This window comes from Citrobacter sp. CK189 (genome assembly GCF_030333505.1).
Taxonomy (GTDB): Bacteria; Pseudomonadota; Gammaproteobacteria; order Enterobacterales; family Enterobacteriaceae; genus Citrobacter_B; species Citrobacter_B koseri.
In genome coordinates this window covers 243,494-269,429 of sequence record NZ_JAOWFV010000039.1, presented here as the reverse complement: position 1 = coordinate 269,429, position 25,936 = coordinate 243,494, and the positions used below count along the sequence as shown (strand labels likewise).

Here is a 25,936-nt window from a genome sequence, read left to right as displayed (position 1 = left end):
AGTTGTTTGTTTTCCACCTGAAACTGTAGCGGCTTGATGAATGGCAGAGTGAGCCTAATCCTGCCGGATGATTGCCTGATACTCCCGACAGAACGTCTGTCACGCATCCCCTGGCATTGAATGGCCAGGGCGGACGCTGGCGCATCACGCCCAAGGCTCTTTTTCAGAAGAGGCTATTCCCCTTTCTCCACAATTAACGGCTCGATATCGCTCTCTTTTTTGATAACCAGCGAATCATCGCCACGCAGACACGTACCGCCATAGTTGCCGCCAACGGTGAAAGTGCAGACCTGAATATACTTCCCGGCCACGTTTGGCAGGCACCACAACTGCTGGTAAATGTTTTTCTGCGCGGCAAATTTCCCACTGGTTTTATCGAGTAACTCTTCCTGATGGCTCACCAGATCGATATTGCTGCCGCAGCGCCCGGCGATCGGTTTCACCGCATAACCGGTGCGCGCCAGTTCGTCATTAACCGTGAAATCGGTATCCAGCAAATAGCGGTGATGCGGGAAGAGCGACCACAGGATAGGCAAAATAGCCTTATTGCCGGGGATCACCGTCCACAGCGGTTCAAACACCAGCACTTCCGGTCGCAATAGCACATCAATCAACCGCACTTCATTTTCAGGATGGCCGGTACGAATCGGCACGGCGGCGTATTCCGTCTCGCTGACTTCACGCACCTGTTCAATTGCGGTTTCCCACGCCCAGGTTTTCCAGACGCAGTTCACCAGGCGGCCATCGCCGTCAATCAGCTGACCGGCATCATCCCAACGCAGCGCATCCAGTCCCCGGAGAATTTTGCTTTCAAACCCGGCCTGGCGCAGCGCCTGCTGCATAAACTGGGCGTGATAGTTCTCCTCAATATCCTTATCCTGCATGATGTGGACGAAAGGACGCGCTAGGCTGTGTTTCCATGCGCCCGCCAGTTCGTTGATCAACCCTTCCGCCGGATTATGCCCCTTCCCGGTGTAGCCCTTTTCGGCCCAGCGTTCGAGGATCAGCCCCGCTTCGGTATGGCATGATGCGGAATCGGCGTTGTACTCGTACACCTTCAGGCCGCGTTCATCCATACAGAAATCCATACGACCGGTGATCATATGGTGGCGACGACGCTGCCAGGAGAGGCGCAAACGCGGCCAGAGGATTTTCGGAATGTCGAACAGCGCCAGCAGGTTATCGTCTTTCAGCACCTTGTCGGTGGCATGCAGGTACATCAGATGCAGCTCGTTGGTGGCTTTAATCAGCTCCTGCTCGGCGCTTTCCGTAATGGTGAAATACTGATGCGGGTCCTGATTAATCACATGCCCGTTCGCCAGCACATAGGCTTTTTGCAGCGGGTCCCGCTCATCCAGCCATTTGCCGTCAAACTGCCCTTTCTCTTCCAGCCGCGCGCCGCGAATCTTCAGTGAATCATTGGCGATGTCTGGTTGAGGCAGGCTGTACTGCGTGTCCTCGGTCTGAATCATCCAGCCGAGGATCGTGGTGTCGTCAAAGGTATCGCGCAGGGTATAGCAGCCGTTTTCCACCACCATATCCAGCTCGCGGGTCCACTGTTGCCCTGGGGGCAGCGGCGTGTGGATCACATTCTGTTCGGCGATACGGATCTTGTTGTCCAGCAACTGGGTAATGATCGCCACATGGCCGGTATCTTTAAACTCGCCGCCGTTTTGCCAGATAAGCAGCGCGCCAGCGACCGGCGCGCGGGGCGAACCATTGGGGAACGCCTGTAACGGCAGGATGTTGTCGTTCACCACTTCGCGCAGGAAACGCAGCGAGAAGATCTCCCACGCCATGCCGACATCCGTGAACACAACCCCATAATTGAGAAAGAGAAAGCGGCGGGCGAACTCAACGCACTGCCATTTATGGCCCATATACTCGTTGCCGATGTAGCTGCGAAACGCGGCATCATCGCTGTATTCCCGTGGGTCGAGGGAGCTGTAATCTGAAGAGTAGATTGCTACGCCACCGGGGGCGTAGCCCAATAATGTCCCGAATGGGGCATCCTGACGGGTCGTTCCTTTGCTCATGCACCTTACCTCAAAACAATACAGCCTGAGCAGTATGGCGTGAATTTTTCGCTCTGCTTGCCTGCTCAATAACACTAACCGGACAGAGGTCGATTCATCATACACCTCTACCCGGCCAGACGGCGCACAGAGACAAAAAATTCATAGCGGGAACGATGTTATGTTTTATTGATAACCACCGGCACGCTCTTATAGGCTGGCGTCAGGCTTTCGCTATCAACCGCATCCAGAGACAACAGCACATTCGCTTCCGGCAGATAGGCGCCAATCGATCCTGCCGCCATGTTGTAGATCACGACCGTCAGCCCGCGCATCGCGCGATCCTCACAAGGGCGTCCATGATCGTCCAGCGCCTGAATGGTCACCACATCGCCCTGCGCCAGCCCGCGCGCCCTGGCTTCCGCCGCATTTAAAAACACGACGTCACGGCGGCCGGTAATACCGCGATAACGGTCATTCAGGCCATAAATGGTGGTGTTGTACTGATCGTGGCTGCGCAGCGTTGCCAGCACCAGCGCATCAGCGGGTTGCTGCTGATGCTCAACGGCGCGCTGCTGGCTAACGACAAAGTTGGCTTTGCCATTCCCGGTATGCCACTCACGGCGCGAGGCAGGCGTGTCCATGCGAAATCCGCCCGGCGCGGCAATGCGGGCATTGTAGTCATGAAACGCCGGAATAACGGCTTCAATAGCGTCGCGGATCAGAGCATAGTTTCCCACCATCTCTTCCCAGTTCACCGGCGAACGCGTAAGCGTGGCGCGTGCCATTCCCGCCACAATCGCAGGTTCCGATTTCAGCCACGGCGAAGCCGGTTTCAGAGAGCCGCAGGAGGCGTGCACCATCGACATCGAATCCTCGACGGTGACGGACTGAATCCCCGTCGCCTGAAGGTCGCGCTCCGTTCTGCCCAACGCGGGCAGCAGATAGTTATGCTTCGCCAGCAGCAGGTGCGAGCGGTTCAGTTTGGTTGCCACATGCACCTGCATATCCAGCTTTTGCATCGCCGCAAACGTCCGCTGCGGCTGCGGCATCGCCACGGCCAGATTGCCGCCCATGCAGATTAACGCCTTAGCCTCGCCCCGCTCTATCGCCCGAATGCTCTCCACGCTGGCGCGGCCGTGTTGACGAGGAACGGTAATGGCAAAACGCGCTTCAAGGCGTTGCAGGAAGGCGTCTGACGCCGCTTCGTTAATCCCTACCGAACGGTCGCCCTGCACATTGGAATGCCCACGCAACGGGCAGATACCCGCGCCCGGCTTTCCGATATTGCCTTTCAGCAACAGCAGGTTAACCAGTTGCTGCACATTCCCGGTGCCGTTTTTATGCTGGGTGATCCCCAGGCCGTAGCAAATGATGGTGGCGCGCGATTTATTGTAGCTGTGCGCTAAATCTTCCATCTGGCTGCGCGTCAGACCTGAATCCGCTTCCAGTTCCGCCCAGTGGCACTGGCGCAGGTCATCATACAGCGCCTGATAACCGGCGGTATGCGCAGCAATAAACTCATGATCGAGGCAAGGCTGCTGGTTTAGCAGCACCCGCGCCTCATCCATTTCAATCAGCGCCTTCATCATGCCTTTGAGCAGCGACGCATCGCCGCCCATTTTCACCTGGTAGTAGCTGCTGCTGAGTTCGGTCGCCTGGCCGGTAAGCATCTCTTTAGGGCTTTGCGGGAAGCTAAAGCGTTCAAGTCCTCGCTCCGCCAGCGGATTGATAGCGATAATTTTGGCGCCGCGCTTTGCCACATCGCGCAGCGTGGTCAGCATACGAGGATGGTTGGTTCCCGGATTATGCCCGATGCAAATCACCAGATCGCAGTGGTCAAAATCCGCCAGTTCAACGGTGCCTTTCCCCAGACCAATAGCGCGCGTCAGCCCTGCGCTGGTCGGGCCGTGGCACATATTGGAACAGTCCGGGAAGTTGTTGCTGCCGTATTCGCGGGCAAACAGCTGATACAGGAACGCCGCTTCATTCGAGGTTCTGCCGGAGGTATAAAACTCTACCTGTTCCGGGGAATCGTAGCTGCGCAGGCGTTCGCCGATTTCCTGAAACGCGATGTCCCATTCCACGGCTTGCCAGGTATCGGTTACGGCATCATATTTCATCGGGTGCGTCAGGCGGCCAATATTTTCCAGCTCGTAATCACTGTACTGCCATAAAGTGGACACCGGATGACGACGGAAAAACGCCGGTGAGGCTTTCTTGCTGGTGGTTTCCCAGGAGACCGCTTTGACGCCATTCTCACAAAGTTCCATCGGCGCCCGATGGCCAGGGTCAGGCCATGCGCAGCCAGGGCAGTCAAAGCCTTTGACCTGATTCATTTTGAACATCGCGATAATATCGCGCGTGACGGCCTTTTGGGAAAACACCGACGCAGAGACCGCTTTCACAGCTCCCCAGCCGCCCGCCGGGCCCTGATAACCGCTTACTCCTGGAACACCATTTTTCATTGTTACTGCTTATTCACTGCCAATTTTTAATGGCGAGTACGGTAACAATTTCCGTCTGATATTGATTTCCTCTTGATGGAGTACAGGCGGGCTACAATTAACGAGTTATATTGTGTTCCCCTTCCAGCGAAAAAACCGGCGCTTAATGTCCCAATCTGTTAAACCGCATGGCCTCCGACTGCTACACTGCTTCAACACACCAACCCAGAAGGCAGGTCAACATGTCAGAGAATACTTATCAACCCGCGAAAGTATGGACGTGGGATAAATCCGCAGGCGGCGGCGCATTCGCCAATATCAACCGTCCCGTTTCTGGCCCGACTCACGACAAGACGTTGCCCGTCGGCAAGCATCCGCTACAGCTCTACTCCCTGGGAACGCCAAACGGCCAGAAAGTGACCATCATGCTGGAGGAGTTGCTGGCGCAGGGCGTGACGGGCGCAGAGTATGACGCCTGGCTGATTCGCATTGGCGACGGCGATCAGTTCTCCAGCGGTTTTGTCGATGTGAACCCAAACTCAAAAATCCCGGCGCTGCGCGACCACTCGCAGAACCCGCCGCTGCGTGTCTTTGAGTCCGGCGCAATTCTGCTCTACCTGGCGGAAAAATTTGGTTATTTCCTGCCGCAGGATCTCGCTAAACGTACCGAAACCCTGAACTGGTTATTCTGGCTCCAGGGGGCGGCGCCGTTCCTCGGCGGCGGCTTTGGTCACTTCTACAACTACGCGCCGGTGAAAATAGAGTACGCGATCAACCGTTTTACGATGGAAGCCAAGCGTCTGCTGGACGTGCTGGATAAGCAGCTGGCGCGTCATCCGTATGTGGCGGGCGATGAGTACACCATTGCCGATATGGCTGTCTGGCCGTGGTTTGGCAGTGTCGTGCTCGGCAACGTGTATGACGCCGCAGAATTTCTGGATGCGGGAAGTTATAAGCACGTACAGCGCTGGGCGAAAGAGATTGCGGAACGTCCGGCGGTCAAACGCGGGCGCATTGTGAACCGCACCAACGGGCCGCTCAACGAGCAGCTTCATGAGCGTCACGACGCCAGCGACTTCGACACACAAACCGAAGATAAGCGTCAGAGCTAAACCGTGACGCCGGATGAGATTTTAACGTCGCCATCAGGCGTTATATTGCCTGATGGCGTTCGTTTATCAGGCCCACGGGTTTGTGATAGTCGGCGTTTAATTAAACCCATGTTGCATGAGAATCAGTCCTGCCGGAGTGGAAAGCAGAAATTCGGCAAGCGGTTTTCCGCGCGCCGTCAGACAGGCAAACGCGTACTCAGCGATCGGATTATACGGTTCAGGAATATCAACCACGCGCAGGGTACTGATTTGCCGCAGTCTGGGGGCATAGCTGGCATAACCAATAAAAACATCCGTGTAATCGTGGTCGATTAACCATTGCGCCGCCAGCGCTCCGGCGGGAAGCGGCAAAGAATCGCGGCCGCCGACCAGCGCCACAGCACGCGAGCGGATCGCCTCGCCGACGGCTCCCATTCGCGAAAAAAGCTGTTGCGTGTAATCACCGGAAGGATCGCAGCCCGGCGTTGATGTGCCAATTCGCAGATCCTCGCGCATCAGCAACGACCGCCAGTCGTCGCCCTCCCGCATAGCGTCAGCACGCACGGTCAGGCAGAGGCGATTCAGCGCAAAGGACGAAACCGACAGCGCCCACCCGCTCGCCAGCAGCGCCTGCGGATGCGCCACATTAGCCGAGGCGAAAAAGTCGCACGGCTCACCGGCTTCAATCCGTTCACGCAGCAATCCCGCCGGGCCGAAATCACAGCGGATCGTCTCTGCCTGAAAACAGGCCATTAGCGGTTGCCAGACGGCACGCAGGCTGCCTGCGGCAAGGATTTTCATCAGTCAACGCCCTGATAGTCAGTGCGATAAAAACGCTGATACCAGTCATTGGCGACCTTGCGCATATCAATATCCTGGAATTTCTGCGGATAGAGTTTTTTCGCCATCCACAGCTCGCCAATGCCCATCGCTTCCGGCATCGGATAGCCCCAGGCTTTCGCGTAGTCCGGCATCAGATAGACGCGATGATTTTTCACCGCATCAATCACCTGCCACTGCGGGCTTTGCAGGATCTCATCCACCACTTTCGGATAGCGATCCTGAACAAAAATCACCTGCGGATTCCAGGCGATAACCTGTTCCATTGCGACCTGCTTAAAGCCTTTGATGGTCGATGCCGCCACGTTCAACGCCCCCGCGTGCGCCATCATCAGGCCAGTATATTTACCGGAGCCGTAGGTGGTCAGTTCCGGGTTCGCCATATAGGCGCGAACGCGTTGATCTTCCGGGATGTTTTTCAGGCGATCGCTCACCATCTTGCGCCCCTCATCCGTTGCGGCAATCAGCGCTTTTGCTTCGTCAGGTTTATTGACGATATCGCCGATCAGCGTGATCCCTTCACGCAGCCCTTGATCGTAAGCCTGTTCTTCATCCGTCATTGTCGGGTTCATTTTTGCCTGTTCGCCCGCCGCATCATGGCGCAGAGAAATCGCCACCACCGAAATGCCCAGGCTGCTGATTTTGTCGATCATTTCCTGCGGCGCATAGTTAGTGACAAACACCACCTGCGGATGCAGCGCGACCAGTTTTTCCGCATCAACGTGGGTTAAATCACCCAACGCGGCTTTCGTTGTCAGCTCCGGCGCCAGGCGGGCATAACCGTCGCCAAGCTGTTGTTTCCAATTCGCCATCACGCCAACAATTTTGTCGGTGGCGTTCATCTGCACCAGCAAATTCAGCGTCTGATGCTGGAGTACCACTACGCGATCCACCGTATCCGGGACGGTAACCTGGCGACCAATCTGATCGGTAAACGTACGCTCGGCCTGAGCCATAAACGGCAGGGAAAAAAGCAACGCCAGCAGGGAGAGCTGGCGTAAGGATTTAAACATGGGAGATGTCCTCACAATCGATATATACATTAGTATACAACGATTGCAAGGCCGCTTGATAGATTGCCTTCAGGGATTATCAGGCGCTGGTAACGTCATACTCCATTCGGCGTAGCGCGTCTAATGTGGCTTTGGCTTCCTCTTCATCAATGATGCTCATGGCAAATCCCACATGCACCAGCACCCACTGCCCCACCAGCGTTGCAGGGCTGTCTTCACAGATCAGGGCAATATTCACATCACGCTTGATGCCGCACACTTCAACCTGCGCAAGCTGGTGAATATCTTCACCAACGGACAGAACCTGCCCCGGGACTCCAATACACATAGTTAACCACCTGGACGTTATTCCACTTCAATACTTTTCACTTTCAGCGAGTCGCCGGTATCCACCCGCAGACGATCGCCCTGACAGTGTGGGCACTGCGCGTCATGCTGCGTGATTTCAACCGCCTGGCTGCAATCCCAGCACCACGCCTGAGCGGGTTTATAGTCGATGTGCAACGCACACCCCTGCGCGAGCGTACCCTGGCAAACGATATCAAAGCTGAAGCGCACGGCGCTCTCTTCTACGCATGAGAGCGCGCCAATTTCCAGCCATACGCCGGTGACTCGCGTCACGCCATGCTGTTCCGCCTGCTGCTGGATAATCTCAACCGCGCTCTGGCACAGGGACAGCTCATGCATGCTCGCCGCTCCGGCGTCCAAACAGCAGCGCACGACGCCCTGCCAGCTGCGGCGCATCGGGATCGCTGACCGGCAGCGACAGCAGCATCCGCGCGCAGTCGTCCGCCAGACGCATCCCCTCTTGTGCCGACATACCGTGGTTGAGCGGCGACATCAGCGAGCAGGAGAGGTATTGCGAAACCCCGTCCAGTTCGCCAACGGTAAAGGTCATCGCGCCATACGGCAGACGTAATCCGAGTTTTTCACTGACTTTGCGTACCGGCCAGAGCTGGTCGGGGCCGGGGAAAATCAGCGCGCTCAGCATCCACGGCGCGATCACGCTGCCCGTCCACTGCCCTTCAAACAGGGTGAAGTCAGAGACATACACCGGCATATTCGGGTGCAAAAACGAGAGATCGTGCATTGAGCGTCGGGCAATCTCTTCAAACGCCGCCTGAACCTGCATTCTCGGGGAGGACGGGAACCCTGAAATCTCCTCAGACATGCGCAGCCTCCCGTGGAATAGCCTCAACGCCTGACTCGCGCAGCGCGGCAAGAACCTGCGCCAGAGCAGGTTCAATCATCGCTTCAACCGTTGGCGTCAGGCCGATATGCGGCTCCAGCGATTCCGGGATCACGCCGACCAGCGTCAGCTTTTTCGGAAACTCGCCAGTGAAGCGCAGGGCCGACAGAACGTCGGCCAGGCCAAGCTGATGCGGTGAGATTTTGTTGGTGAACAGCGCAGGCACCTCATCATCACGCAGGATCATAAGGGTTCCCGGCGTGTTCTTTCTCGACACAATGGCGTCCGCGATGATCAGGTGATCTCTGTCCGCCATATCGCCGAGAAGCTCCATTCCCGCCGTGCCGCCATCAAGGATCTCCACGAAATCCGGCAGGATGTAGCGCTGTTCTAATGCTTCAACGATACGCACCCCGATGGCTTCATCGGTCAGCAAAATATTGCCGACCCCTAACACTAAAATCCGCATTACAGAACCTTAACTGAGACGACTTCGTTCCCGTCAGCGTCCACTACGTGCACCGCGCACGCCATGCAAGGGTCGAAGGAGTGAATGGTACGCACCACTTCCAGCGGTTTTTCTGGATCGGCGATCGGCGTCCCCACCAGCGACTGCTCGTACGGCCCCACTTCATCGTTAAAGTTACGCGGACCGGAGTTCCAGGTGGACGGAACCACCGCCTGGTAGTTGCTGATAATGCCGTCTTTAATGACCATCCAGTGAGAAAGCATACCGCGCGGCGCCTCAAGGAAGCCCACCCCTTTAAACTCACCCGTCGCCGGGATATCCGGTTTAACGAACGTGGTGTGGTCGCCTTTCCCGATATTGGCGATCAGCGCGCTGTACTGGTTTTGCAGAATACCCTGCAATTCGCAGCAGTGAACGGTGCGGCCAATGATACGCCCCAGCGTGGAGTGCAGTTGCGCCACTTCCAGCGTTTTACCGGTCAGTTTCTGGTAGATCGCGATGATTTCATTCAGTTTGGCCTTCGTGGACTCGCGTCCCGCCGCCAGTTTAACCAGCATATTGGCCAGCGGCCCCACTTCAACGGTTTTGCCGTAGAAGGTCGGGGACTTAACCCACGAGTATTTACCGTCATCAGACCAACCGGTGTATTCCGGGACGGTAGTCCCTTCCCACGGTTCCTGCGGCGCTTCGTCTTTGTACCAGGCGTGCTTCGCGCTCTCCTGAATCCCTTTAATCAGGTATTCATCGGAATGCGAGGCGATCGGGCGATACGTCGACAGATCCGCATTCTGGATATAGCCGCCAGGGAACAGGAAGCTGCCGTTTTTACCGTCGGTCGGAAATTCCGGCGCGCTCAGGTAGTTAACCGCGCCTTTTCCACGCTCCAGCCATTCTGGATAGAACGCCGCGATTACCGCCGTATCCACCTTGTAAACCTGCTCAACAAAGTCGCTTAGCTTGTCGATGAAGGACTTGATGTACATCAGGCGTTCAAGGTTCAGCACGCCGAGACCGTCGAGGTTGATCGGGTTCGCCACCCCGCCCACCGCCAGGTTCTGGATGTGCGGCGTTTTACCGCCCAGCAGCGCCACCACGCGGTTGGCGTCACGCTGGCATTCCAGCGCTTGCAGATAGTGCGCGACCGCAATCAGGTTCACTTCCGGCGGCAGTTTCATCGCCGGGTGTCCCCAGTAGCCGTTAGCGAAAATCCCTAACTGGCCGCTGGCAACGAGGTCTTTGATCTTGTTCTGCACCTTCGTGAACTCTTCCGCGCTATTCAGGTGCCAGCTCGACACGCCGTTCAACAGCGCCGACGCTTTCGCCGGATCGGCTTTCAGCGCAGAGGTGATATCCACCCAGTCCAGCGCAGAAAGCTGGTAGAAGTGCACAATATGGTCATGGGTAGTATGCGCCGCCAGAATGATGTTACGGATGTACTGCGCATTGACCGGAACGTCAATCTTCAGCGCGCTCTCCGCCGCACGAACGGAAGAGATCGCGTGGGTCGTGGTGCATACGCCACAGATACGCTGCACAATCATCCAGGCATCGCGCGGATCGCGATTCTTCACGATCTCTTCCATGCCGCGCCACATGGTGCCGGATGCCCATGCTTTTGACACCACACCGTTTTCGATTTCGCAGTCGATGCGTAAATGACCCTCAATACGGGTTACCGGATCAATAGTAATTCTCTGGCTCATGCTTTGCTCGCCTCATGACGATTGTGATCGTTTTGTTTTAATGGAGGAAGTATCGGCAGTAGACGAATGAGTAAGATGTATGCACAAATCTCAATAGCCACAAAACCAATAGAAATCAGCAGTTCTTCCCAGGTGGGGAAGTAGTGGTAGCCACCGCCGGGATTGAACGCCACCAGCGAGTAGGACATACGCCACGTTGCGCAGCCCAGCAGCATACTGAGGGCGGACAGATACAACATCCGCGAGTCGCCGCGCAGTTTCGGCAGACGGAGCACCACCAGCGGGAAGACCATCAGCAGGACTTCAACCCAGAACAGCAAGGAGTAGTAGTCACCGGCAAACGCATAAGAGAGCTTGTCGCGGTAAATCAGTTCACCAAAACGGCACACGAGGAACAGCGCGATGAAAACGCTGATAGTACCGGTCAGCTTGATAAACAAACTTTTCTCATCCGGGCCGTTGCCTTTTAAGCCGCTCTGCACCAGAGAGCCTTCAAAAATAACGATGGAGAAACCCATGATGAAAGCGGTGAACAGTGAGAACAACGGCAGCATTTCATAGCTCTGCCACAGCGGATGTACTTTAATACCGGCGGCAATCATCAACGATCCCATTGACGACTGGTGCATGGTCGGCAGCAACGCCCCGAGGGCGATAACAAAGAACATCACTTTGTTCAGACGCTTAAGCGAGACTTTCCAGCCCAGGCGTTCAAACAGCGCGGGGGCAAACTCCAGCGCCATCACGCCGATGTAGATGGTCATACAGACCGCCGTTTCAAACAGCACCGAGTTCACATTGAAGTGCCCTGGGATGTAGAAATACGGCAGGTTCCAGTAACGACCAACGTCAATGGTGATCGACAGCCCGCCCAAAGAGTAACCGAACAGGCTTGCCAGCAGCGCCGGGCGCACCAGTGGATGGTATTGCCCCCGGTTGAAGACATACACCGCCCACGCCAGCGCCCAACCGCCGCACGCGAAGCCGGTGCCGATCAGCAGGTCAAAAGCGATCCACACGCCCCAGGGGAAGCCGCCGTTCAGATCGGAGACCGATCCCAGCCCGAAGACCAGACGTTTCACAATGAGAAGCATACACAGGACGACAAGCGGCCCGAAGATGATGATCGGTTTACTGATTATTTTCCCGCCCAGCGGTTTAGGATCATGACTCATGATCGTCTCCTCCGTCGTGATGCTCGTTTTTCGTATTACGACGAACCATCACGGTTAAGCCCGCCAGCACAGCCAGTGGCAGCATCATGCCTTTATACAGGGTGTGTTGAATGTGTTCAGAACGCGCGCCAGTTGACAGATCGGCCAGTTGAGGGAGATCCAGATTCTGGTAAGGAACGCCGGTCAGCACCAGCACCTGCGTGCCGCCGCCCTCTTTTTCACCGTACAGATGCGGGTAATACTTCGGTACGGTATGCAGATACGTATCGCCAGTCTGCAACGTCTGGCGCGGATAGTGGTATTCGCTGCCAGGCTTCAGCGCCAGGCGTTTTTGCGCCTCCGCCATTAGCTCTTCTCGCGTACCAAAAATCACCGCGCCCGCCGGACATACCTCAACGCACCCCGGCAGACCGCCTTTGTCCAGACGCTCAACGCCCTTCTGGTTGCACAGTTCACACTTGTGCAGCGCGCCAAACGGGTTGTTGTAGTCGTATTTCGGCACGTTGTACGGGCAGGCGACCATGCAGTAGCGACAGCCGGTACAGACGTCTTTGTTGTAATGAACGATGCCGGTTTTCGGGTCTTTCTTCAGCGCGGATACCGGGCAAACGGAGACGCAGTTAGGGTCAACGCAATGCATACACTGTTTCTTAATGTACGCGTAGCCGTTCTCTGTCTGATCTTTATTGACGCCACTTCCGCTATGCCACACCTGAATGATGTTATTGGTGTAAGGCGACAGCTTGTCGTTATTCGACCAGGTTTGCGCTCCTTCCGGGTTACGCGCCGGGAAGTTGATATCCTGGCATTTGGTCACACACGCCTGACAGCCCACGCACAGCGTCGAGTCATACAGCATCCCCAGGGAACCCGGGATGGGCGGACGGTTTTCCGCAGCCGCATGGCTGATGGACGGCGACGCGCCCAGCAGCAATGCCCCGCCAGAGGCTGCTTTAATAAAGTTACGTCTGTTCACGGTTATTCTCCCCGTGAGTCAGCGTTATCTTTCTTCTGCTGACGCCCCAGTTCACGTACCGCCATCACACTGACACCGGCAACCAGCCCAACCACGCCGCCAAGCAGCCCGACGGCGCCTGCGGAAATGTGGCCACCCTCTTTCAGGTTGACATCCGGCTTCTCGGAACGCGGGGTTTGATTTTCCACATGGGCAAGTTGGTGGATGCCTTTATGAAAGCCAACGCCTTCCTCGTTACAGCCGTAGCAGGGGTGCCCAATCGCCACCGGCCATACGCCGCCGACATCGCAGAACTGCAACGTCGAACAGTTGCCGTAGGTTTCAGGCCCTTTACAGCCCAGATGGTAGAGGCACCAGCCTTCACGGTGGCCTTCATCGCCGAACTCTTTGGCGAAGCGACCGGCGTCAAAATGCGGGCGGCGTTCGCAGTGTTCGTGAATCAGACGGCCATAAGCGAAGGTTGGACGGTTTTTGGCATCCAGCTTCGGCGGTTTACCGTAAGTGATGATGTGGGCAACCGTTGCCAGGAAGTTATGCGGGTTCGGCGGGCAGCCCGGGATATTGATAACGGTTTTGCCCGGCAGGACTTCCTGCAACCCGACGGCGCCGGTCGGATTCACGCCAGCGGCAGCGACGCCGCCCCATGCGGAACAGGAGCCGATCGCGATAATCGCCGCCGCGCCTTCCGCCGCCTTGCGGATGTGATCCACAATCGGCTCGCCGGCAACCATGCAGTAAATACCGTTATCTTTTAATGGGATGGAACCATCGACAACCAACACATACTGCCCTTTATACTTCTCCAGAGCGTTATGCTTGTTCTCTTCAACCTGATGGCCGAAGGCGGCGGAGAGGACCTCGTGGTACTCCAGAGAGATCGTTTCCAGAACGAGGTTTTCTACCGTTGGGTGGGTCGCGCGAAGGAGCGATTCGGTACATCCCGTACATTCCTGAGCGCCGATCCAGACGACAGGCGGGCGCTGCGGACGGGAAACCGATTCGGCCATTTCTGCGGCGGCTTTGCTACTGAGCCCCATGGTTGCGGCCAGTGCTGCACAAAGCTTCATGAAATCACGACGATTAACGCCGTGAGAAGTGATGAGAGTATTATCTCCAGTCATTTTATTGTTATTCCGTTGCAAAGACCTGGCTCTATTTTGCACCGTTCACAAATAACTTATTGCGATCGGCGCGCCATTTACCACACTTTCTTTATGGTTATTGAACCATGATACTTTGACGGAACAACAAAACGAAGGAGTAAGACAATAGTGTAATTAATTAAACCGGGGTAATACCCCCTTCGGATCAATTTTCGAGACGATAACCCGCCATAAAGAACCGGATAGTCGTATTCGATTGATTCTCCCGAAAGAAGTCCATCACCATATCTTTGTCCAGGCCATAACGGCGCGTCAGAATCCCCGCTTCCCAGGCGCTTAATTGTCGATCGCCGGTTTTTTCAAACATGCGATGCGAAAATCCTAATACGAATCCGCGCTTATAATCAGAACAAAAACCCGCCACGTTACGCGCGCTATCGGCACACGTTGCGTTTAATCCGGCCATCAGGCCCTTACCAAAATGATTGTCCATGATACCTCCAATCGCTATATAACAAATTATATAGCGATTTTTTAAGCGAACGCCAGAGGTATCACATACTTTTTTTTACCGGATCAGAAGGCGACCCATTCATCGCCTGACTTCGCGGCAGACGCCCCACGCGGACTGGCTGGAGAGACCGTTTTCGCCGGGCTGATTTGCGCGTCATTATGAGAAAGGCGGAACTGTTGCACAGAGCGTTGCAGCTCTTCCGTTTGCCGTTCCAGCGCCGCCGCTGCCGCAGAAACTTGCTCCACCAGCGCGGCGTTTTGTTGGGTCACGCTGTCCATCTGGGTTATCGCCACGCCAACCTGGGAGATCCCTTTGCTTTGTTCCTCGGAAGCGGCAGCGATCTGCTTCATGATGGTGGTGACTTCAGTTACTCCGCGCAGAATGGCCTCCATCGTCGCGCCCGTCTCCTGCACCAGCTGCGCGCCCTGCTCGACACGACGCACGGATTCAGCGATCAGCGTTTCAATCTCTTTGGCGGCCCCGGCGCTACGGCTGGCCAGATTACGCACTTCACCGGCGACGACCGCAAACCCACGCCCTTGTTCACCGGCTCTGGCGGCTTCAACGGCGGCATTCAGCGCCAGAATATTGGTCTGGAAGGCAATACTGTTGATGACATTCGTAATTTCGGCGATCTGTCTGGAGCTGGCTGAAATACCGTCCATCGTCTCGACCACTTCAGAAACCAGCGTGCCGCCTTTTCCGGCCGTCGCGGAAGCGGCATCAGCAAGCTGACTGGCCTGGCGCGCATTATCCGCATTCAATTTCACCGTCGCGGTGAGCTGTTCCATGCTTGCAGCTGTCTCTTCCAGCGCCGCCGCCTGCTCTTCCGTACGGGAAGAGAGATCGTTATTGCCGCTGGAGATCTCTGTCGCGCCACGCCAGATATTGTCACTGCCTGAACGAATCGAACTGACCGCTTCCCGCAGGCTATCCTGCATCGCGCTCAGTAGCGGCACCAGACGACCGACACAGTTACGGCCAAACTCTTCAATCGGCTGGCTCAGATCGCCTTGCGCAATCTGGCGGAACTGTTGGCGAATGCGCGCCAGCGGTTTCACTAACATCGTGACCAGGTAACGGTCGGTAAAGAAGAGAATCACAATTCCCAGAATAACGGCGGTGATAATCAGGGTGCGGATAATTGACGTTTTGCCGTCCACCATCACGCGGGTGCTGTCCAGCATCGTGCCGGCCGCGCTGTTAAAACGTTCTGCGCTGGCGCCGAAGGCGCGGCTCAGGGCGGGGGTGACATTATTCGCCTGTTCTGCAAATTCGGTGAGCGTACCCTGCTGCGCCAGTTGCATCTGCGGCGCGACGCCCTTATCAAGCAACGCCTGCCAGTTTGCCAATACCGCAGCGGCGATCTCCGGGTCCATCGGCCCTGGAGAGAGCGTTTTCATCTCTTCCAGCTTTTTGCTCATATTGTCCAGCGCCTGCTGTACTGGTACAAAATCGGGCGTACCGCCGCCGATTTTAACATCCATCGCACGGCTTAAACGCGTGACAAAACGAAAATACTGATCGTTCCCCTGACTTAGCACCGTCATCTGACGCACAATATGACGATCGATATCATTCCCTTCCGCCACTTTAGATAATGCATGGACGCTGAATAAACCAACGCCCGACCAAAGAAGACAGAAGAGCCCCAATATTGTCAGCATGACAATACGAATAGTGAAGTTTTGCAGCAAACGCATAAGAATTTCCTTGCCGTACTTGAGGGATTCGCCATCAGGCGACACTTATCCTCGTTATCGGCAGAGAATGCAGAATATATACTTTCTTTATTGTTTTTTTACTTAACTAAGTATACGAATCATCGTCAGCACGCTATTCCTGTGAATGCTTATAAAGCATAACGGCATTATTATGCCGCAAAGCAATATGCCGCACCTGAAATAATCGTTTGTTTTTCATTGTAAATATTTCTCAAACCAGGCCAGAGTGCGCGCCCAGGCCAGATCCGCTGCGGCCTTATCATAGCGGGGAGTCGAATCATTATGAAAACCATGATTCACCCCAGGATAGATATACGCTTCATAGACTTTATTATTCACCTTCAGCGCCGTTTCGTAGGCAGGCCAACCTTCATTAATTGAGGTATCTAACTCGGCGTAATGTAATAATAAAGGCGCATTAATTTTAGGTACATCTGACGCCGGAGCCTGACGACCATAAAAAGGAACGGCGCACGCCAGTTCTGGATAGGCCACCGCCGCCGCATTTGATACGCCGCCGCCATAGCAGAACCCCGTAATAGCCACTTTTCCGCTGGCCGCCGGATGACGTTGCATAAACTCAATCGCGGCAAAGAAATCATTCATTAATTTTGTGGGATCAACCTGCTGCTGTAATTCCCGCCCCTTATCGTCATTACCGGGGTATCCGCCTACTGAGCTTAATCCATCAGGCGCCAGCGCAATATAACCCGCTTTCGCCACGCGTCGTGCGACATCCTCAATATAGGGATTCAGCCCCCTGTTCTCGTGTACGACCACGACCGCAGGCGTTTTCCCCGTCGCCTTCGCCGGTTTAACCAGATAGCCGCGCACCTCGCCATGCCCGTTCGGTGACGGATACGTAATGTATTCCGGCAAAATGTCCGGGTCGGTAAATTCCACCTGCACCGCCAGTGCGTAATTCGGCTTCAGGAGATTAAACAGCGCAAGCGCGGTCACGCCGCCGACGGCATACTTTGCCGCGAGGTTAAGAAACTCGCGTTTAGAGATTTTTCCATGTGCATAGTAGTCATAGTAATCGAGCAACTCCTGCGGAAAGTCTTTGGCAGTCAGACGCGGCATAGTTTCACTCCTGAATTGATGTTTTTTTAAGCAAAGCATAACGACGTGTTTTTGCCCAATTTTTCGCATCAATGTGACCTGACGAACGGGATAAACCCCGCTGAGCCGCTAGAATAGAAACGTTGTTTTGAAATTCACTTTCTCTAAGGAGATGACATGGCCTGGTTAGCCAACCCCGAACGTTATGAGCAGATGCTTTATCGCTACTGCGGTAAAAGCGGTTTGCGTTTACCCGCGCTATCGCTGGGTTTGTGGCACAGTTTCGGCCACGTTCAGACGCTGGATTCACAGCGTGCGCTGCTGCGTAAAGCCTTTGATTCAGGCATCACCCATTTTGATTTAGCCAATAACTACGGCCCGCCGCCGGGAAGCGCAGAAGAGAACTTTGGCCGTTTGCTGCGGGAAGATTTTGCGCCGTATCGCGATGAGCTGATCGTTTCCACCAAAGCGGGTTATGACATGTGGCCTGGGCCATACGGCTCCGGCGGGTCGCGTAAGTACCTGCTCGCCAGCCTCGATCAGAGCCTGAAGCGGATGGGGCTGGACTATGTCGATATCTTCTATTCCCACCGTGTCGATGAAAACACGCCGATGGAAGAGACCGCATCCGCGCTGGCGCAGGCGGTACAAAGCGGTAAGGCGCTTTACGTCGGCATCTCCTCCTATTCGCCCGAGCGAACTCAACGAATGGCGGAACTGCTGCGCGAATGGAAAATCCCGCTGCTGATTCATCAGCCGTCCTACAACCTGCTCAACCGCTGGGTGGATAAAAGCGGTCTGCTGGATACGCTGGCGGCCAACGGCATGGGTTGCATTGCGTTCACACCGCTGGCTCAGGGATTGTTAACCGGAAAATACCTAAACGGTATCCCGGAAGGTTCACGTATGCAGCGTGAAGGGAAAAAAGTTCGCGGTCTGACGGAGAATATGCTGACGGAAGCGAATCTGAACAGCCTGCGTTTACTCAATGAGATGGCGCAACGTCGCGGCCAGTCAATGGCGCAGATGGCGCTTAGCTGGCTGTTGAAAGATAATCGCGTGACGTCGGTGCTGATCGGCGCCAGTCGACCAGAGCAGCTGGAAGAAAATGTGCAGGCGTTGTCGAACCTGACATTCAGCGCTGACGAGTTAGCGCAAATCGATAAACATGTCGCGGACGGCGAGCTGAACCTCTGGCAAGCCTCATCGGATAAATAACGCTTTCGGGCACGCGCGCCGGGTGGCGGTTCCGCCTTACCCGGCCAACGTCAGGCGCGTTTATTAAACCTCTTCCGGTTTGATTAGCGGCCGCTGATATTCAGGCCACACCAGAGCAACCAGGGAGGGATACGCCTCCAGGCTAAATTCCCGGAAACATTGCCGCAAGTTAAGTACATCCAGATCGGAATGCGGAACCTTTTCCCCGTTCAGACAACGCTTTTTAATGTTGTCATAATATTTATAGACCGCAGAGTTGAGATCGCTGCAACGGCGCTGCGCATCAAATAACCCCGGCGTGCTGTTTAGCTCCGCCATCGTCATCCGCTTTATCGTTGCGTGAAGAAAATCAATATATTCGTGATTGACTCGCCAGTACCATACCGGTGTAATAGTATTCATGAGCGACGAAAAATGATCTTCGCCCTCCTCTTTGGACAAGGGTTCCGCTTGATTTACTGGATTAGACGCCTCAGCAGAGCGCTGTTTATTAAATTCGTGCATCAAGAAAAGCACGCCACCAGTGAGTAATAGCAGAGTGATAATAGAATAAAAAATGCTGTTCATATGCCGACTCCATTTTTTTTGATTTTAAAATTACACCATGCTATTGTCAAAGAGACCTGCCTTATAAAAAACAATATCCTATTGATAGTAAAGGACATTCCAACATGCTTCCCGAGCATCTTGTACCGACTCGTTTTCATTTATCTGCCTCGCCAGGCGATGCTGAGACCGTAGAAAATAGTGAAAATTTGACTCAGGGAAAGAAAACGCTGAGCGATTACGAGCCAGATATTTTAATTAGCGCCACACCGACTGGTCAATCTAAAAACATGTTACTTGAAGAACGTGACCGTCATTTAAAAGACCGGCTTTATCGCGTAGCTAAAATTGAGACGTTTGCTCGTCTTATTAATAGCCTACAGGCGGAAGGCGATGTTGATGCTCAGGCATTAAGTAAAATTCTGGCAGATGCCACAACAAAAATAAACGATCACGGCAATGAAATTTGGCTTAATCTCATAACCAGAGAGAAAAACTCTCCCGTTTTTTATTCTCTGGAAGAGAAATAATATGAAAGACGTTGAAGATAATAATGTTTATTTAGCTTTAGATAATAATAAAAGCGATGAATTTATCTTAAAGCAAAATCTTAAAGCGCTTATCGCCAATAAAAACGCGACCCTCGAACAGGTGGCGCAGGAGATCGTGTCGATTCCCGCCGCGTTAGTGCGGCTGAAATGGCAAAATCGCCGTGAAATCTATGCGCTCCAGGTCAAAGAAGAGATCTACGGTTCGGTTATCAATACGATTATTGAGCAACATCCCGAGATGCGGGATAAAATCATGGCGCGCCTGGAGAGCACATATCAGCACTTACTGGCGCGAGAAACGGCGACCCTGCGCCTGACCCGTAAGCTATCCGATGGCGATTACCGAACGACCAATATCACCACCGTCGCGCTGAATGAAAAACGTTTTCCCACGACGAAGTAATCTGGTGAGTCAGCAATCCAGCGATACCGCATCATGCAGGCCTGGTAAGCGCAGCGCCATCAGGCAATAAAAAAGCCGGGTACGGCTTGCGCCCTACCCGGCCTGTCTGTCTGCCCATCAGCAACAACGATTACTTCGCTTTCGCGACCTCTTCACCCACGAGACCAATTTTCAGGTAACCCGCCTGGTGCAGCGTATCCATCACTTTCATCATTGTTTCATAATCAACGGTTTTATCCGCACGGAAGAAGATCGTCGTGTCTTTCTTCCCTTCGGTTAACGCGTTCAGCTCGCCGATCATGGTTTCATCCGTTACCTGATCGTTGCCGATAAACATGCTGTTGTCGGCCTTCACGGACAGATAAACCGGTTTTTCCGGGCGCGGCTGCGGGGTGCTGGTGGACGCAGGAAGATTCACCTTCACGTCCACCGTTGCCAGCGGCGCGGCCACCATAAAGATAATCAGCAGAACCAGCATGACGTCGATAAACGGCGTCACGTTGATTTCATGCATTTCACCGTTATCGTCCAGATTTTCATTAAGACGCATTGCCATGGAACATTATCCTACACGTAATTTCTGCGCGGTACGTACCGGCTGAGCGGAAGCGCTCGCGTTCAGATCCAGATCGCGGCTTTGCAGCAACAGAATCTGTGCCGCCACGTCGCCCAGCGTCGCTTTGTAGCTGCCGATCTGACGTGCGAAAATGTTGTAAATCACAACCGCAGGAATTGCCGCGACCAGGCCGATCGCCGTAGCCAGCAACGCTTCCGCGATACCCGGCGCGACAACCGCGAGGTTGGTGGTCTGGGTTTGCGCGATGCCGATGAAGCTGTTCATGATGCCCCATACCGTACCAAACAGACCGACAAACGGAGAGATGGCGCCGATGGTCGCCAGGTAGCCATTGCCGCGTCCCATATGACGGCCAACCGCCGCTACGCGACGCTCCAGGCGGAACCCGGTACGCTCTTTAATACCTTCGTTGTCTTCACTGCCTTCCGACAGTTCCAGCTCGTTCTGCGCTTCATAGAGCAACTGTGAGCTTAAACTTTTTGCCGCGAATGCGGAGGCAATATTGCTGGCCTGGTCTAAAGAACGCGCTTCAGCCAGCTGCTGTTGTTCACGCTTGAGCCGACGCTTCTGCGTAAAGAACTCAAGACTCTTACTGAAGAAGATAGCCCAGGTGACTACTGACGCCAGAATCAGACCAATCATCACGCACTTAACCACGATGTCGGCGTGCTGATACATACCCCAGACGGAGAGATCCGTCTGCATCAAATTATTACCCACTCTGTATCTCCAGGACGCAAATCACAAATTCTGAGCGTAATAATATCAAAACGACGTCGAATTGATAGTCGTTCTCATTACTATTTACATAGTGCCGCACCTTTGGTTTCTTTTCCTTGCGCTTACGCAGTAAAAAAGTCACCAGATGTCATTTTGAGAAAATTTTCTGCTTTATGCCGATTCTTCAGGATGCGTCACTCATCATTCATGATAGTTTAGACATCCAGACGTATAAAAATGGGTACTCCAACATGGCAGAAAAACATCTTGAAACCAAACTGGTGAGCGCAGGACGCAGCAAAAAATACACGCTGGGATCGGTGAACAGCGTCATTCAGCGCGCCTCCTCGCTGGTATTTGACACCGTAGAAGCCAAAAAGCACGCCACCCGCAACCGCGCCAATGGCGAACTTTTCTATGGCCGTCGCGGAACGCTAACCCATTTTTCGCTACAGGAAGCCATGTGCGAACTGGAAGGGGGCGCCGGATGCGCGCTTTTCCCCTGCGGCGCGGCAGCTGTCGCCAACACGATTCTGGCCTTTGTGGAACAGGGCGATCACGTCCTGATGACCAACACCGCTTACGAACCCAGCCAGGATTTTTGCACCAAAGTTCTCGCCAGACTCGGCGTGACGACCGGCTGGTTTGATCCGCTGGTCGGCGCGGATATCGTTAAGCATATTCAGCCCAATACGAAAGTGGTGTTTCTCGAATCCCCTGGCTCCATCACGATGGAAGTGCATGACATCCCGGCGATTGTCGGCGCGGTAAGACGCGTTGCGCCAGACGCCGTCATTATGATTGATAACACCTGGGCGGCGGGCGTGCTGTTTAAAGCGCTGGATTTCGGGATCGATATCTCCATCCAGGCAGGAACGAAATACCTGATTGGTCACTCGGATGCGATGGTCGGCACAGCCGTGTCTAATGCGCGTTGTTGGGAGCAATTGCGTGAAAACGCCTATCTGATGGGGCAAATGCTGGACGCGGATACCGCTTATATGACCAGCCGTGGGCTACGTACGCTGGGCGTGCGCTTGCGCCAGCATCATGAAAGCAGCCTGAAAGTCGCCGAGTGGCTGGCGAATCACCCTCAGGTCGCCCGCGTTAATCATCCCGCCCTTCCTGGCAGCAAAGGCCACGAATTCTGGAAGCGCGATTTCACGGGCAGTAGCGGGTTGTTCTCGTTTGTGCTGAATAAAAGGCTGAGTAATGAGGCGCTTTCCGCTTATCTGGATAATTTCAGCTTGTTCAGCATGGCTTACTCCTGGGGCGGCTTTGAATCCTTAATTCTGCCTAACCAGCCGGAACATATCGCCGCCATTCGTCCCGAAGGCGACGTTGATTTCACCGGCACGCTGATCCGTTTGCACATCGGTTTAGAGAATGTTGACGATCTGATTGCAGATTTAGCCGCAGGATTCACGCGTATTGTGTAAAGTTTCCGGTCATGGACAGAATTGCAGACACTCCGGGCAGAAAAGTCTGCATTTGTTGCGTCCGGGATCAAGGCATCCCGGGCAATTCAGGAGTACAATAGCCCCATAAACGCGGTTCCACAGGAAAGTCCATGGCTGTCATTCAAGATATTATCGCTGCGCTCTGGCAACACGATTTTGCCGCGCTGGCGGACCCACACGTTGTTAGCGTTGTCTACTTTGTGATGTTTGCCACGCTATTTTTAGAAAACGGCCTGCTCCCGGCCTCTTTTTTACCCGGAGACAGCCTGCTCTTACTGGCAGGCGCGCTGGTTGCACAAGGTGTCATGGACTTTGTCCCCACGATCCTTATTCTGACGACAGCCGCCAGTCTCGGCTGCTGGCTGAGCTATATTCAGGGGCGCTGGCTGGGAAATACGCAAACGGTGAAAGGCTGGCTGGCGCAGCTTCCCGTTAAATACCATCAGCGCGCGACCTGTATGTTCGACCGGCACGGCCTGCTGGCGCTGCTTGCCGGGCGCTTTCTGGCGTTTGTGCGCACCCTGCTGCCCACAATGGCGGGGATTTCAGGGTTGTCCAGTCGCCGGTTTCAGTTTTTTAACTGGCTGAGCGGGCTGCTGTGGGTCGGCGTGGTGACCAGTTTCGGCTACGCGCTCAGCATGATCCCATTCGTGAAACGTCATGAAGATCAGGTGATGACGTTTTTGATGATCCTGCCGATTGCCCTGCTGGCCGCCGGTTTGATCGGCACATTATTCGTCGTGATCAAGAAGAAGTATTGCAGCGCCTGATTTGCTGATTGCCGGATGGCGCTCACGCTTATCCGGCTTACACATGATTAGCTTCCCTGCATCATTCTCATTCGTGCCGCATCCTCCCCCGGCGTTACGCCAAAATAGCGTTTGAACTCCCGACTGAACTGCGACGCGCTCTCGTAGCCGACGCGCATCGCAGCGGCGCTGGCTTTCATCCCGTCGTGAATGATCATCATCCGCGCTTTATGCAGACGATAGGTTTTCAGGTACTGCAACGGCGAGGTACTGGTAACGGATTTAAAATTATGATGGAACGCCGAGACGCTCATGTTGGCTTCCGCAGCCAGTTGCTCAACGTTCAGGTTCTCGGTGTATTTGGTTTCAATCCGCTTCAGCACCCGGCTAATCAGGCTGAAATGGGTCTGGCGGCTGACCAGCGCCAGCAGCGCGCCGCCACGCGGCCCCATCAGAACGTGATACAGAATTTCGCGAATAATCTGTTTCCCCAGAATGCGCGCATCCAGCGGCCTTTCCATCACATCTAACAGGCGTTCCGCCGCACAAAGAATGTCATCCGACAGCGTAGCGGAGTTAATCCCGCTTGCCGCCATCGACGGTTGAAACAGATCGTCCTCGCCAATGTCCATCAGCAACTCCTGCAATTGCAGGATATCAACATTCAGACGAATCCCCGCGAGCGGTACTTCCGGCGTCGCATAAGTTTCACATTCAAAGGGTAAAGGTACTGTCAGCAGCAGATATTCATTGGCATCGTACTGAAATACGCGTTCATTGATATAACCGATCTTATGCCCCGAAAAGAGAAATATGATGCCAGGCTGATACATCACAGGCGTGCGCAACCCCGGCTCCGTGCCGTAGAGCAGACGCACGTCGGGCAGGCAGTCATTCAGGTTATTTTGATTGTTTATCAGCTGCTTAATTTTATCTGTCAGCAACAGGCAGATGGCTTCACGGTTCATGGCGCACTTTTTTCTCATCGGTTTACGACGCTTTGATTGTGCGCAAATTTATCTTTTTTCTCCAGCGCTCTGGAGAAATGGGCAAGACATTGGCAGAAATGAGCATTGAGAGGAAGGCGGCTGGCGACCACAATGTTCACCATCAGGCAGACATTCGCCTGCCCACTTTTTTACCCACATAAGGGAACGAGCAATGAACAACTTTAATCTGCATACCCCAACCCGCATTCTGTTTGGTAAAGGCGCGATTGCCGATCTGCGCGATCAAATCCCTCAGGGCGCCCGCGTACTGATCACCTACGGCGGCGGCAGCGTGAAAAAGACCGGCGTACTGGATCAGGTACATGACGCGCTGAAAGGTCTGGACGTGCTGGAATTTGGCGGCATTGAGCCAAACCCGTCTTATGAAACGCTGATGAACGCCGTCAACATTGTACGTGATGAGAAAGTGACGTTCCTGCTGGCGGTCGGCGGCGGTTCCGTGCTGGATGGCACTAAATTTATCGCGGCGGCGGCGCAATATGACGAAGGCGTGGACCCGTGGCGCATTCTGGAAACCCGTGGCAACGACGTGAAAAGCGCCGTACCGATGGGATCGGTGCTGACGTTGCCGGCAACGGGTTCAGAATCTAACTCCGGGGCGGTGATTTCCCGTAAAACCACCGGCGATAAGCTGGCCTTTATGACGCCGTTCGTCCAACCCGTGTTTGCGGTGCTCGATCCGGTTTATACCTACACCCTGCCGCCGCGCCAGGTTGCTAACGGCGTTGTGGATGCATTCGTTCACACCGTTGAGCAGTATGTCACTTATCCGGTTGACGGAAAAATTCAGGATCGCTTTGCCGAAGGTATCCTGCTGACGCTTGTCGAAGAAGGCCCGAAAGCGCTGAAAGAGCCGGAAAACTACGATGTCCGCGCCAACGTAATGTGGGCGGCCACTCAGGCGCTGAACGGTCTGATCGGCGCGGGCGTCCCGCAGGACTGGGCAACGCATATGCTGGGTCATGAGCTGACGGCGATGCACGGCCTTGATCACGCGCAGACGCTGGCTATCGTCCTGCCTGCGCTGTGGAATGAAAAACGCGATACCAAACGCGCCAAACTGTTGCAGTACGCAGAGCGAGTCTGGAATATCACCGACGGTTCCGACGATGCGCGTATTGATGCCGCCATCGCCGCCACCCGCCGCTTCTTTGAGCAAATGGGCGTACCGACTCGCCTGTCTGATTACGGTCTGGACGGCAGTTCCATTCCGGCATTGCTGGCAAAACTGGAAGCGCACGGCGGCACAAATCTGGGTGAACATCAGGACATTACGCTTGATGTCAGCCGTCGGATTTACGAAGCGGCTCGCTAAGGTTTTTTCGCCTCTGGCTTTCGTTTTTGGACATTTCGTCCAGACTTAAGTCACACAACCTCACCG

General features: G+C 54.6%; 26 protein-coding genes. 7 read left to right on the top strand and 19 right to left on the bottom strand.

Annotation, left to right across the window (positions count from 1 at the left end):
- Positions 1-173 precede the first annotated feature (173 nt).
- Positions 174-2,036, bottom strand: a complete 1,863-nt coding sequence (gene gss / locus OGV83_RS16970; protein ID WP_012135118.1) for a bifunctional glutathionylspermidine amidase/synthase — start codon at positions 2,034-2,036, stop codon at positions 174-176.
- A 158-nt stretch (positions 2,037-2,194) separates the two neighbouring features.
- Positions 2,195-4,483: an FdhF/YdeP family oxidoreductase gene (locus OGV83_RS16965; protein ID WP_286464120.1), complete on the bottom strand. Its 2,289-nt coding sequence runs from the start codon at positions 4,481-4,483 to the stop codon at positions 2,195-2,197.
- A gap of 221 nt (positions 4,484-4,704) precedes the next feature.
- On the opposite strand from OGV83_RS16965, the gene yghU reads away from it, so the two are divergent.
- A complete protein-coding gene (gene yghU / locus OGV83_RS16960; RefSeq protein WP_012135120.1) occupies positions 4,705-5,574 on the top strand; it encodes a glutathione-dependent disulfide-bond oxidoreductase in 870 nt (289 codons plus the stop codon).
- 96 nt (positions 5,575-5,670) lie between these two features.
- Here yghU and OGV83_RS16955 read toward each other — a convergent pair whose 3' ends face one another.
- From OGV83_RS16955 to yghX, 13 genes are all read right to left on the bottom strand, one after another.
- Positions 5,671-6,354: a molybdate ABC transporter substrate-binding protein gene (locus OGV83_RS16955; RefSeq protein ID WP_286464119.1), complete on the bottom strand. Its 684-nt coding sequence runs from the start codon at positions 6,352-6,354 to the stop codon at positions 5,671-5,673.
- Positions 6,354-7,406, bottom strand: a complete 1,053-nt coding sequence (locus OGV83_RS16950; protein WP_049011490.1) for an ABC transporter substrate-binding protein — start codon at positions 7,404-7,406, stop codon at positions 6,354-6,356. Before OGV83_RS16950 ends, OGV83_RS16955 begins: the two co-directional genes overlap by 1 nt.
- A gap of 79 nt (positions 7,407-7,485) precedes the next feature.
- Positions 7,486-7,734, bottom strand: coding sequence for a hydrogenase maturation factor HybG (gene hybG, locus OGV83_RS16945; RefSeq protein WP_012135123.1), 249 nt, complete (start codon positions 7,732-7,734; stop codon positions 7,486-7,488).
- A gap of 17 nt (positions 7,735-7,751) precedes the next feature.
- On the bottom strand, positions 7,752-8,093 hold the full coding sequence (hypA, locus tag OGV83_RS16940; RefSeq protein WP_012135124.1) for a hydrogenase maturation nickel metallochaperone HypA: 342 nt from the start codon (positions 8,091-8,093) through the stop codon (positions 7,752-7,754).
- Positions 8,086-8,577, bottom strand: a complete 492-nt coding sequence (gene hybE / locus OGV83_RS16935; RefSeq protein ID WP_012135125.1) for a hydrogenase-2 assembly chaperone — start codon at positions 8,575-8,577, stop codon at positions 8,086-8,088. Before hybE ends, hypA begins: the two co-directional genes overlap by 8 nt.
- Entirely contained in the window at positions 8,570-9,064 is a 495-nt protein-coding gene (locus OGV83_RS16930) for a HyaD/HybD family hydrogenase maturation endopeptidase (RefSeq protein WP_047461208.1), read from the bottom strand. Before OGV83_RS16930 ends, hybE begins: the two co-directional genes overlap by 8 nt.
- The gene (hybC, locus tag OGV83_RS16925) at positions 9,064-10,767 is read right to left on the bottom strand and encodes a hydrogenase 2 large subunit (RefSeq protein WP_012135127.1); all 1,704 of its coding nucleotides are present in this window, start codon (positions 10,765-10,767) and stop codon (positions 9,064-9,066) included. Before hybC ends, OGV83_RS16930 begins: the two co-directional genes overlap by 1 nt.
- The gene (gene hybB, locus OGV83_RS16920) at positions 10,764-11,942 is read right to left on the bottom strand and encodes a Ni/Fe-hydrogenase cytochrome b subunit (RefSeq protein ID WP_012135128.1); all 1,179 of its coding nucleotides are present in this window, start codon (positions 11,940-11,942) and stop codon (positions 10,764-10,766) included. Before hybB ends, hybC begins: the two co-directional genes overlap by 4 nt.
- Entirely contained in the window at positions 11,932-12,918 is a 987-nt protein-coding gene (gene hybA / locus OGV83_RS16915) for a hydrogenase 2 operon protein HybA (protein ID WP_024130950.1), read from the bottom strand. The genes hybB and hybA overlap by 11 nt, the downstream gene beginning before the upstream one ends.
- A gap of 2 nt (positions 12,919-12,920) precedes the next feature.
- Positions 12,921-14,039: a hydrogenase 2 small subunit gene (gene hybO / locus OGV83_RS16910; protein ID WP_012135130.1), complete on the bottom strand. Its 1,119-nt coding sequence runs from the start codon at positions 14,037-14,039 to the stop codon at positions 12,921-12,923.
- Between the two features lie 187 nt (positions 14,040-14,226).
- Positions 14,227-14,514 (bottom strand): DUF2623 family protein, encoded by a 288-nt coding sequence (locus OGV83_RS16905; RefSeq protein WP_012135131.1) that lies wholly within the window; start codon positions 14,512-14,514, stop codon positions 14,227-14,229.
- An 83-nt stretch (positions 14,515-14,597) separates the two neighbouring features.
- Positions 14,598-16,238 carry a methyl-accepting chemotaxis protein gene (locus OGV83_RS16900; RefSeq protein ID WP_024130951.1) on the bottom strand — a complete coding sequence of 547 codons (1,641 nt, stop codon included), beginning with the start codon at positions 16,236-16,238 and terminating at the stop codon, positions 14,598-14,600.
- Positions 16,239-16,454: 216 nt separating this feature from the next.
- Positions 16,455-17,342: a YghX family hydrolase gene (gene yghX, locus OGV83_RS16895; protein ID WP_286464118.1), complete on the bottom strand. Its 888-nt coding sequence runs from the start codon at positions 17,340-17,342 to the stop codon at positions 16,455-16,457.
- Positions 17,343-17,498: 156 nt separating this feature from the next.
- Between yghX and OGV83_RS16890 the strand changes: the two genes are divergently transcribed.
- Positions 17,499-18,539, top strand: a complete 1,041-nt coding sequence (locus OGV83_RS16890; RefSeq protein WP_071257848.1) for an aldo/keto reductase — start codon at positions 17,499-17,501, stop codon at positions 18,537-18,539.
- Positions 18,540-18,602: 63 nt separating this feature from the next.
- Here the strand turns inward: OGV83_RS16890 and OGV83_RS16885 are convergent, their stop codons facing one another.
- Positions 18,603-19,106, bottom strand: coding sequence for an ESA_00282 family adhesion-associated protein (locus OGV83_RS16885; protein ID WP_286464116.1), 504 nt, complete (start codon positions 19,104-19,106; stop codon positions 18,603-18,605).
- Between the two features lie 104 nt (positions 19,107-19,210).
- On the opposite strand from OGV83_RS16885, the gene OGV83_RS16880 reads away from it, so the two are divergent.
- Together OGV83_RS16880 and OGV83_RS16875 are read left to right on the top strand one after the other, a co-directional pair.
- On the top strand, positions 19,211-19,615 hold the full coding sequence (locus OGV83_RS16880; protein WP_012135137.1) for a hypothetical protein: 405 nt from the start codon (positions 19,211-19,213) through the stop codon (positions 19,613-19,615).
- A gap of 1 nt (position 19,616) precedes the next feature.
- Complete coding sequence (locus OGV83_RS16875; protein ID WP_047461188.1) at positions 19,617-20,039, top strand: hypothetical protein; 423 nt, start codon at positions 19,617-19,619, stop codon at positions 20,037-20,039.
- 130 nt (positions 20,040-20,169) lie between these two features.
- On the opposite strand, the gene exbD is transcribed toward OGV83_RS16875, so the two are convergent.
- A complete protein-coding gene (exbD, locus tag OGV83_RS16870; protein WP_012135139.1) occupies positions 20,170-20,595 on the bottom strand; it encodes a TonB system transport protein ExbD in 426 nt (141 codons plus the stop codon).
- Positions 20,596-20,601: 6 nt separating this feature from the next.
- Positions 20,602-21,336 (bottom strand): tol-pal system-associated acyl-CoA thioesterase, encoded by a 735-nt coding sequence (exbB, locus tag OGV83_RS16865; protein WP_024130953.1) that lies wholly within the window; start codon positions 21,334-21,336, stop codon positions 20,602-20,604.
- 251 nt (positions 21,337-21,587) lie between these two features.
- On the opposite strand from exbB, the gene metC reads away from it, so the two are divergent.
- Positions 21,588-22,775, top strand: a complete 1,188-nt coding sequence (gene metC, locus OGV83_RS16860) for a cystathionine beta-lyase (protein ID WP_024130955.1) — start codon at positions 21,588-21,590, stop codon at positions 22,773-22,775.
- Between the two features lie 131 nt (positions 22,776-22,906).
- Entirely contained in the window at positions 22,907-23,566 is a 660-nt protein-coding gene (yghB, locus tag OGV83_RS16855) for a DedA family general envelope maintenance protein YghB (RefSeq protein WP_012135142.1), read from the top strand.
- 47 nt (positions 23,567-23,613) lie between these two features.
- Here yghB and OGV83_RS16850 read toward each other — a convergent pair whose 3' ends face one another.
- Entirely contained in the window at positions 23,614-24,513 is a 900-nt protein-coding gene (locus OGV83_RS16850) for an AraC family transcriptional regulator (protein WP_137675730.1), read from the bottom strand.
- Positions 24,514-24,706: 193 nt separating this feature from the next.
- Here OGV83_RS16850 and yqhD point away from each other — a divergent pair, with 193 nt between their 5' ends.
- Positions 24,707-25,870 (top strand): alcohol dehydrogenase, encoded by a 1,164-nt coding sequence (gene yqhD / locus OGV83_RS16845; protein WP_012135145.1) that lies wholly within the window; start codon positions 24,707-24,709, stop codon positions 25,868-25,870.
- Positions 25,871-25,936: the final 66 nt, after the last annotated feature.

Bases quoted from the DNA above. Each gene is read 5' to 3' on its own strand.
- gss (WP_012135118.1), bottom strand. From the start codon at position 2,036: ATGAGCAAAGGAACGACCCGTCAGGATGCCCCATTCGGGACATTATTG.
- OGV83_RS16965 (WP_286464120.1), bottom strand. From the start codon at position 4,483: ATGAAAAATGGTGTTCCAGGAGTAAGCGGTTATCAGGGCCCGGCGGGC.
- yghU (WP_012135120.1), top strand. From the start codon at position 4,705: ATGTCAGAGAATACTTATCAACCCGCGAAAGTATGGACGTGGGATAAA.
- OGV83_RS16955 (WP_286464119.1), bottom strand. From the start codon at position 6,354: ATGAAAATCCTTGCCGCAGGCAGCCTGCGTGCCGTCTGGCAACCGCTA.
- OGV83_RS16950 (WP_049011490.1), bottom strand. From the start codon at position 7,406: ATGTTTAAATCCTTACGCCAGCTCTCCCTGCTGGCGTTGCTTTTTTCC.
- hybG (WP_012135123.1), bottom strand. From the start codon at position 7,734: ATGTGTATTGGAGTCCCGGGGCAGGTTCTGTCCGTTGGTGAAGATATT.
- hypA (WP_012135124.1), bottom strand. From the start codon at position 8,093: ATGCATGAGCTGTCCCTGTGCCAGAGCGCGGTTGAGATTATCCAGCAG.
- hybE (WP_012135125.1), bottom strand. From the start codon at position 8,577: ATGTCTGAGGAGATTTCAGGGTTCCCGTCCTCCCCGAGAATGCAGGTT.
- OGV83_RS16930 (WP_047461208.1), bottom strand. From the start codon at position 9,064: ATGCGGATTTTAGTGTTAGGGGTCGGCAATATTTTGCTGACCGATGAA.
- hybC (WP_012135127.1), bottom strand. From the start codon at position 10,767: ATGAGCCAGAGAATTACTATTGATCCGGTAACCCGTATTGAGGGTCAT.
- hybB (WP_012135128.1), bottom strand. From the start codon at position 11,942: ATGAGTCATGATCCTAAACCGCTGGGCGGGAAAATAATCAGTAAACCG.
- hybO (WP_012135130.1), bottom strand. From the start codon at position 14,039: ATGACTGGAGATAATACTCTCATCACTTCTCACGGCGTTAATCGTCGT.
- OGV83_RS16905 (WP_012135131.1), bottom strand. From the start codon at position 14,514: ATGGACAATCATTTTGGTAAGGGCCTGATGGCCGGATTAAACGCAACG.
- OGV83_RS16900 (WP_024130951.1), bottom strand. From the start codon at position 16,238: ATGCGTTTGCTGCAAAACTTCACTATTCGTATTGTCATGCTGACAATA.
- yghX (WP_286464118.1), bottom strand. From the start codon at position 17,342: ATGCCGCGTCTGACTGCCAAAGACTTTCCGCAGGAGTTGCTCGATTAC.
- OGV83_RS16890 (WP_071257848.1), top strand. From the start codon at position 17,499: ATGGCCTGGTTAGCCAACCCCGAACGTTATGAGCAGATGCTTTATCGC.
- OGV83_RS16885 (WP_286464116.1), bottom strand. From the start codon at position 19,106: ATGAACAGCATTTTTTATTCTATTATCACTCTGCTATTACTCACTGGT.
- OGV83_RS16880 (WP_012135137.1), top strand. From the start codon at position 19,211: ATGCTTCCCGAGCATCTTGTACCGACTCGTTTTCATTTATCTGCCTCG.
- OGV83_RS16875 (WP_047461188.1), top strand. From the start codon at position 19,617: ATGAAAGACGTTGAAGATAATAATGTTTATTTAGCTTTAGATAATAAT.
- exbD (WP_012135139.1), bottom strand. From the start codon at position 20,595: ATGGCAATGCGTCTTAATGAAAATCTGGACGATAACGGTGAAATGCAT.
- metC (WP_024130955.1), top strand. From the start codon at position 21,588: ATGGCAGAAAAACATCTTGAAACCAAACTGGTGAGCGCAGGACGCAGC.
- yghB (WP_012135142.1), top strand. From the start codon at position 22,907: ATGGCTGTCATTCAAGATATTATCGCTGCGCTCTGGCAACACGATTTT.
- OGV83_RS16850 (WP_137675730.1), bottom strand. From the start codon at position 24,513: ATGAACCGTGAAGCCATCTGCCTGTTGCTGACAGATAAAATTAAGCAG.
- yqhD (WP_012135145.1), top strand. From the start codon at position 24,707: ATGAACAACTTTAATCTGCATACCCCAACCCGCATTCTGTTTGGTAAA.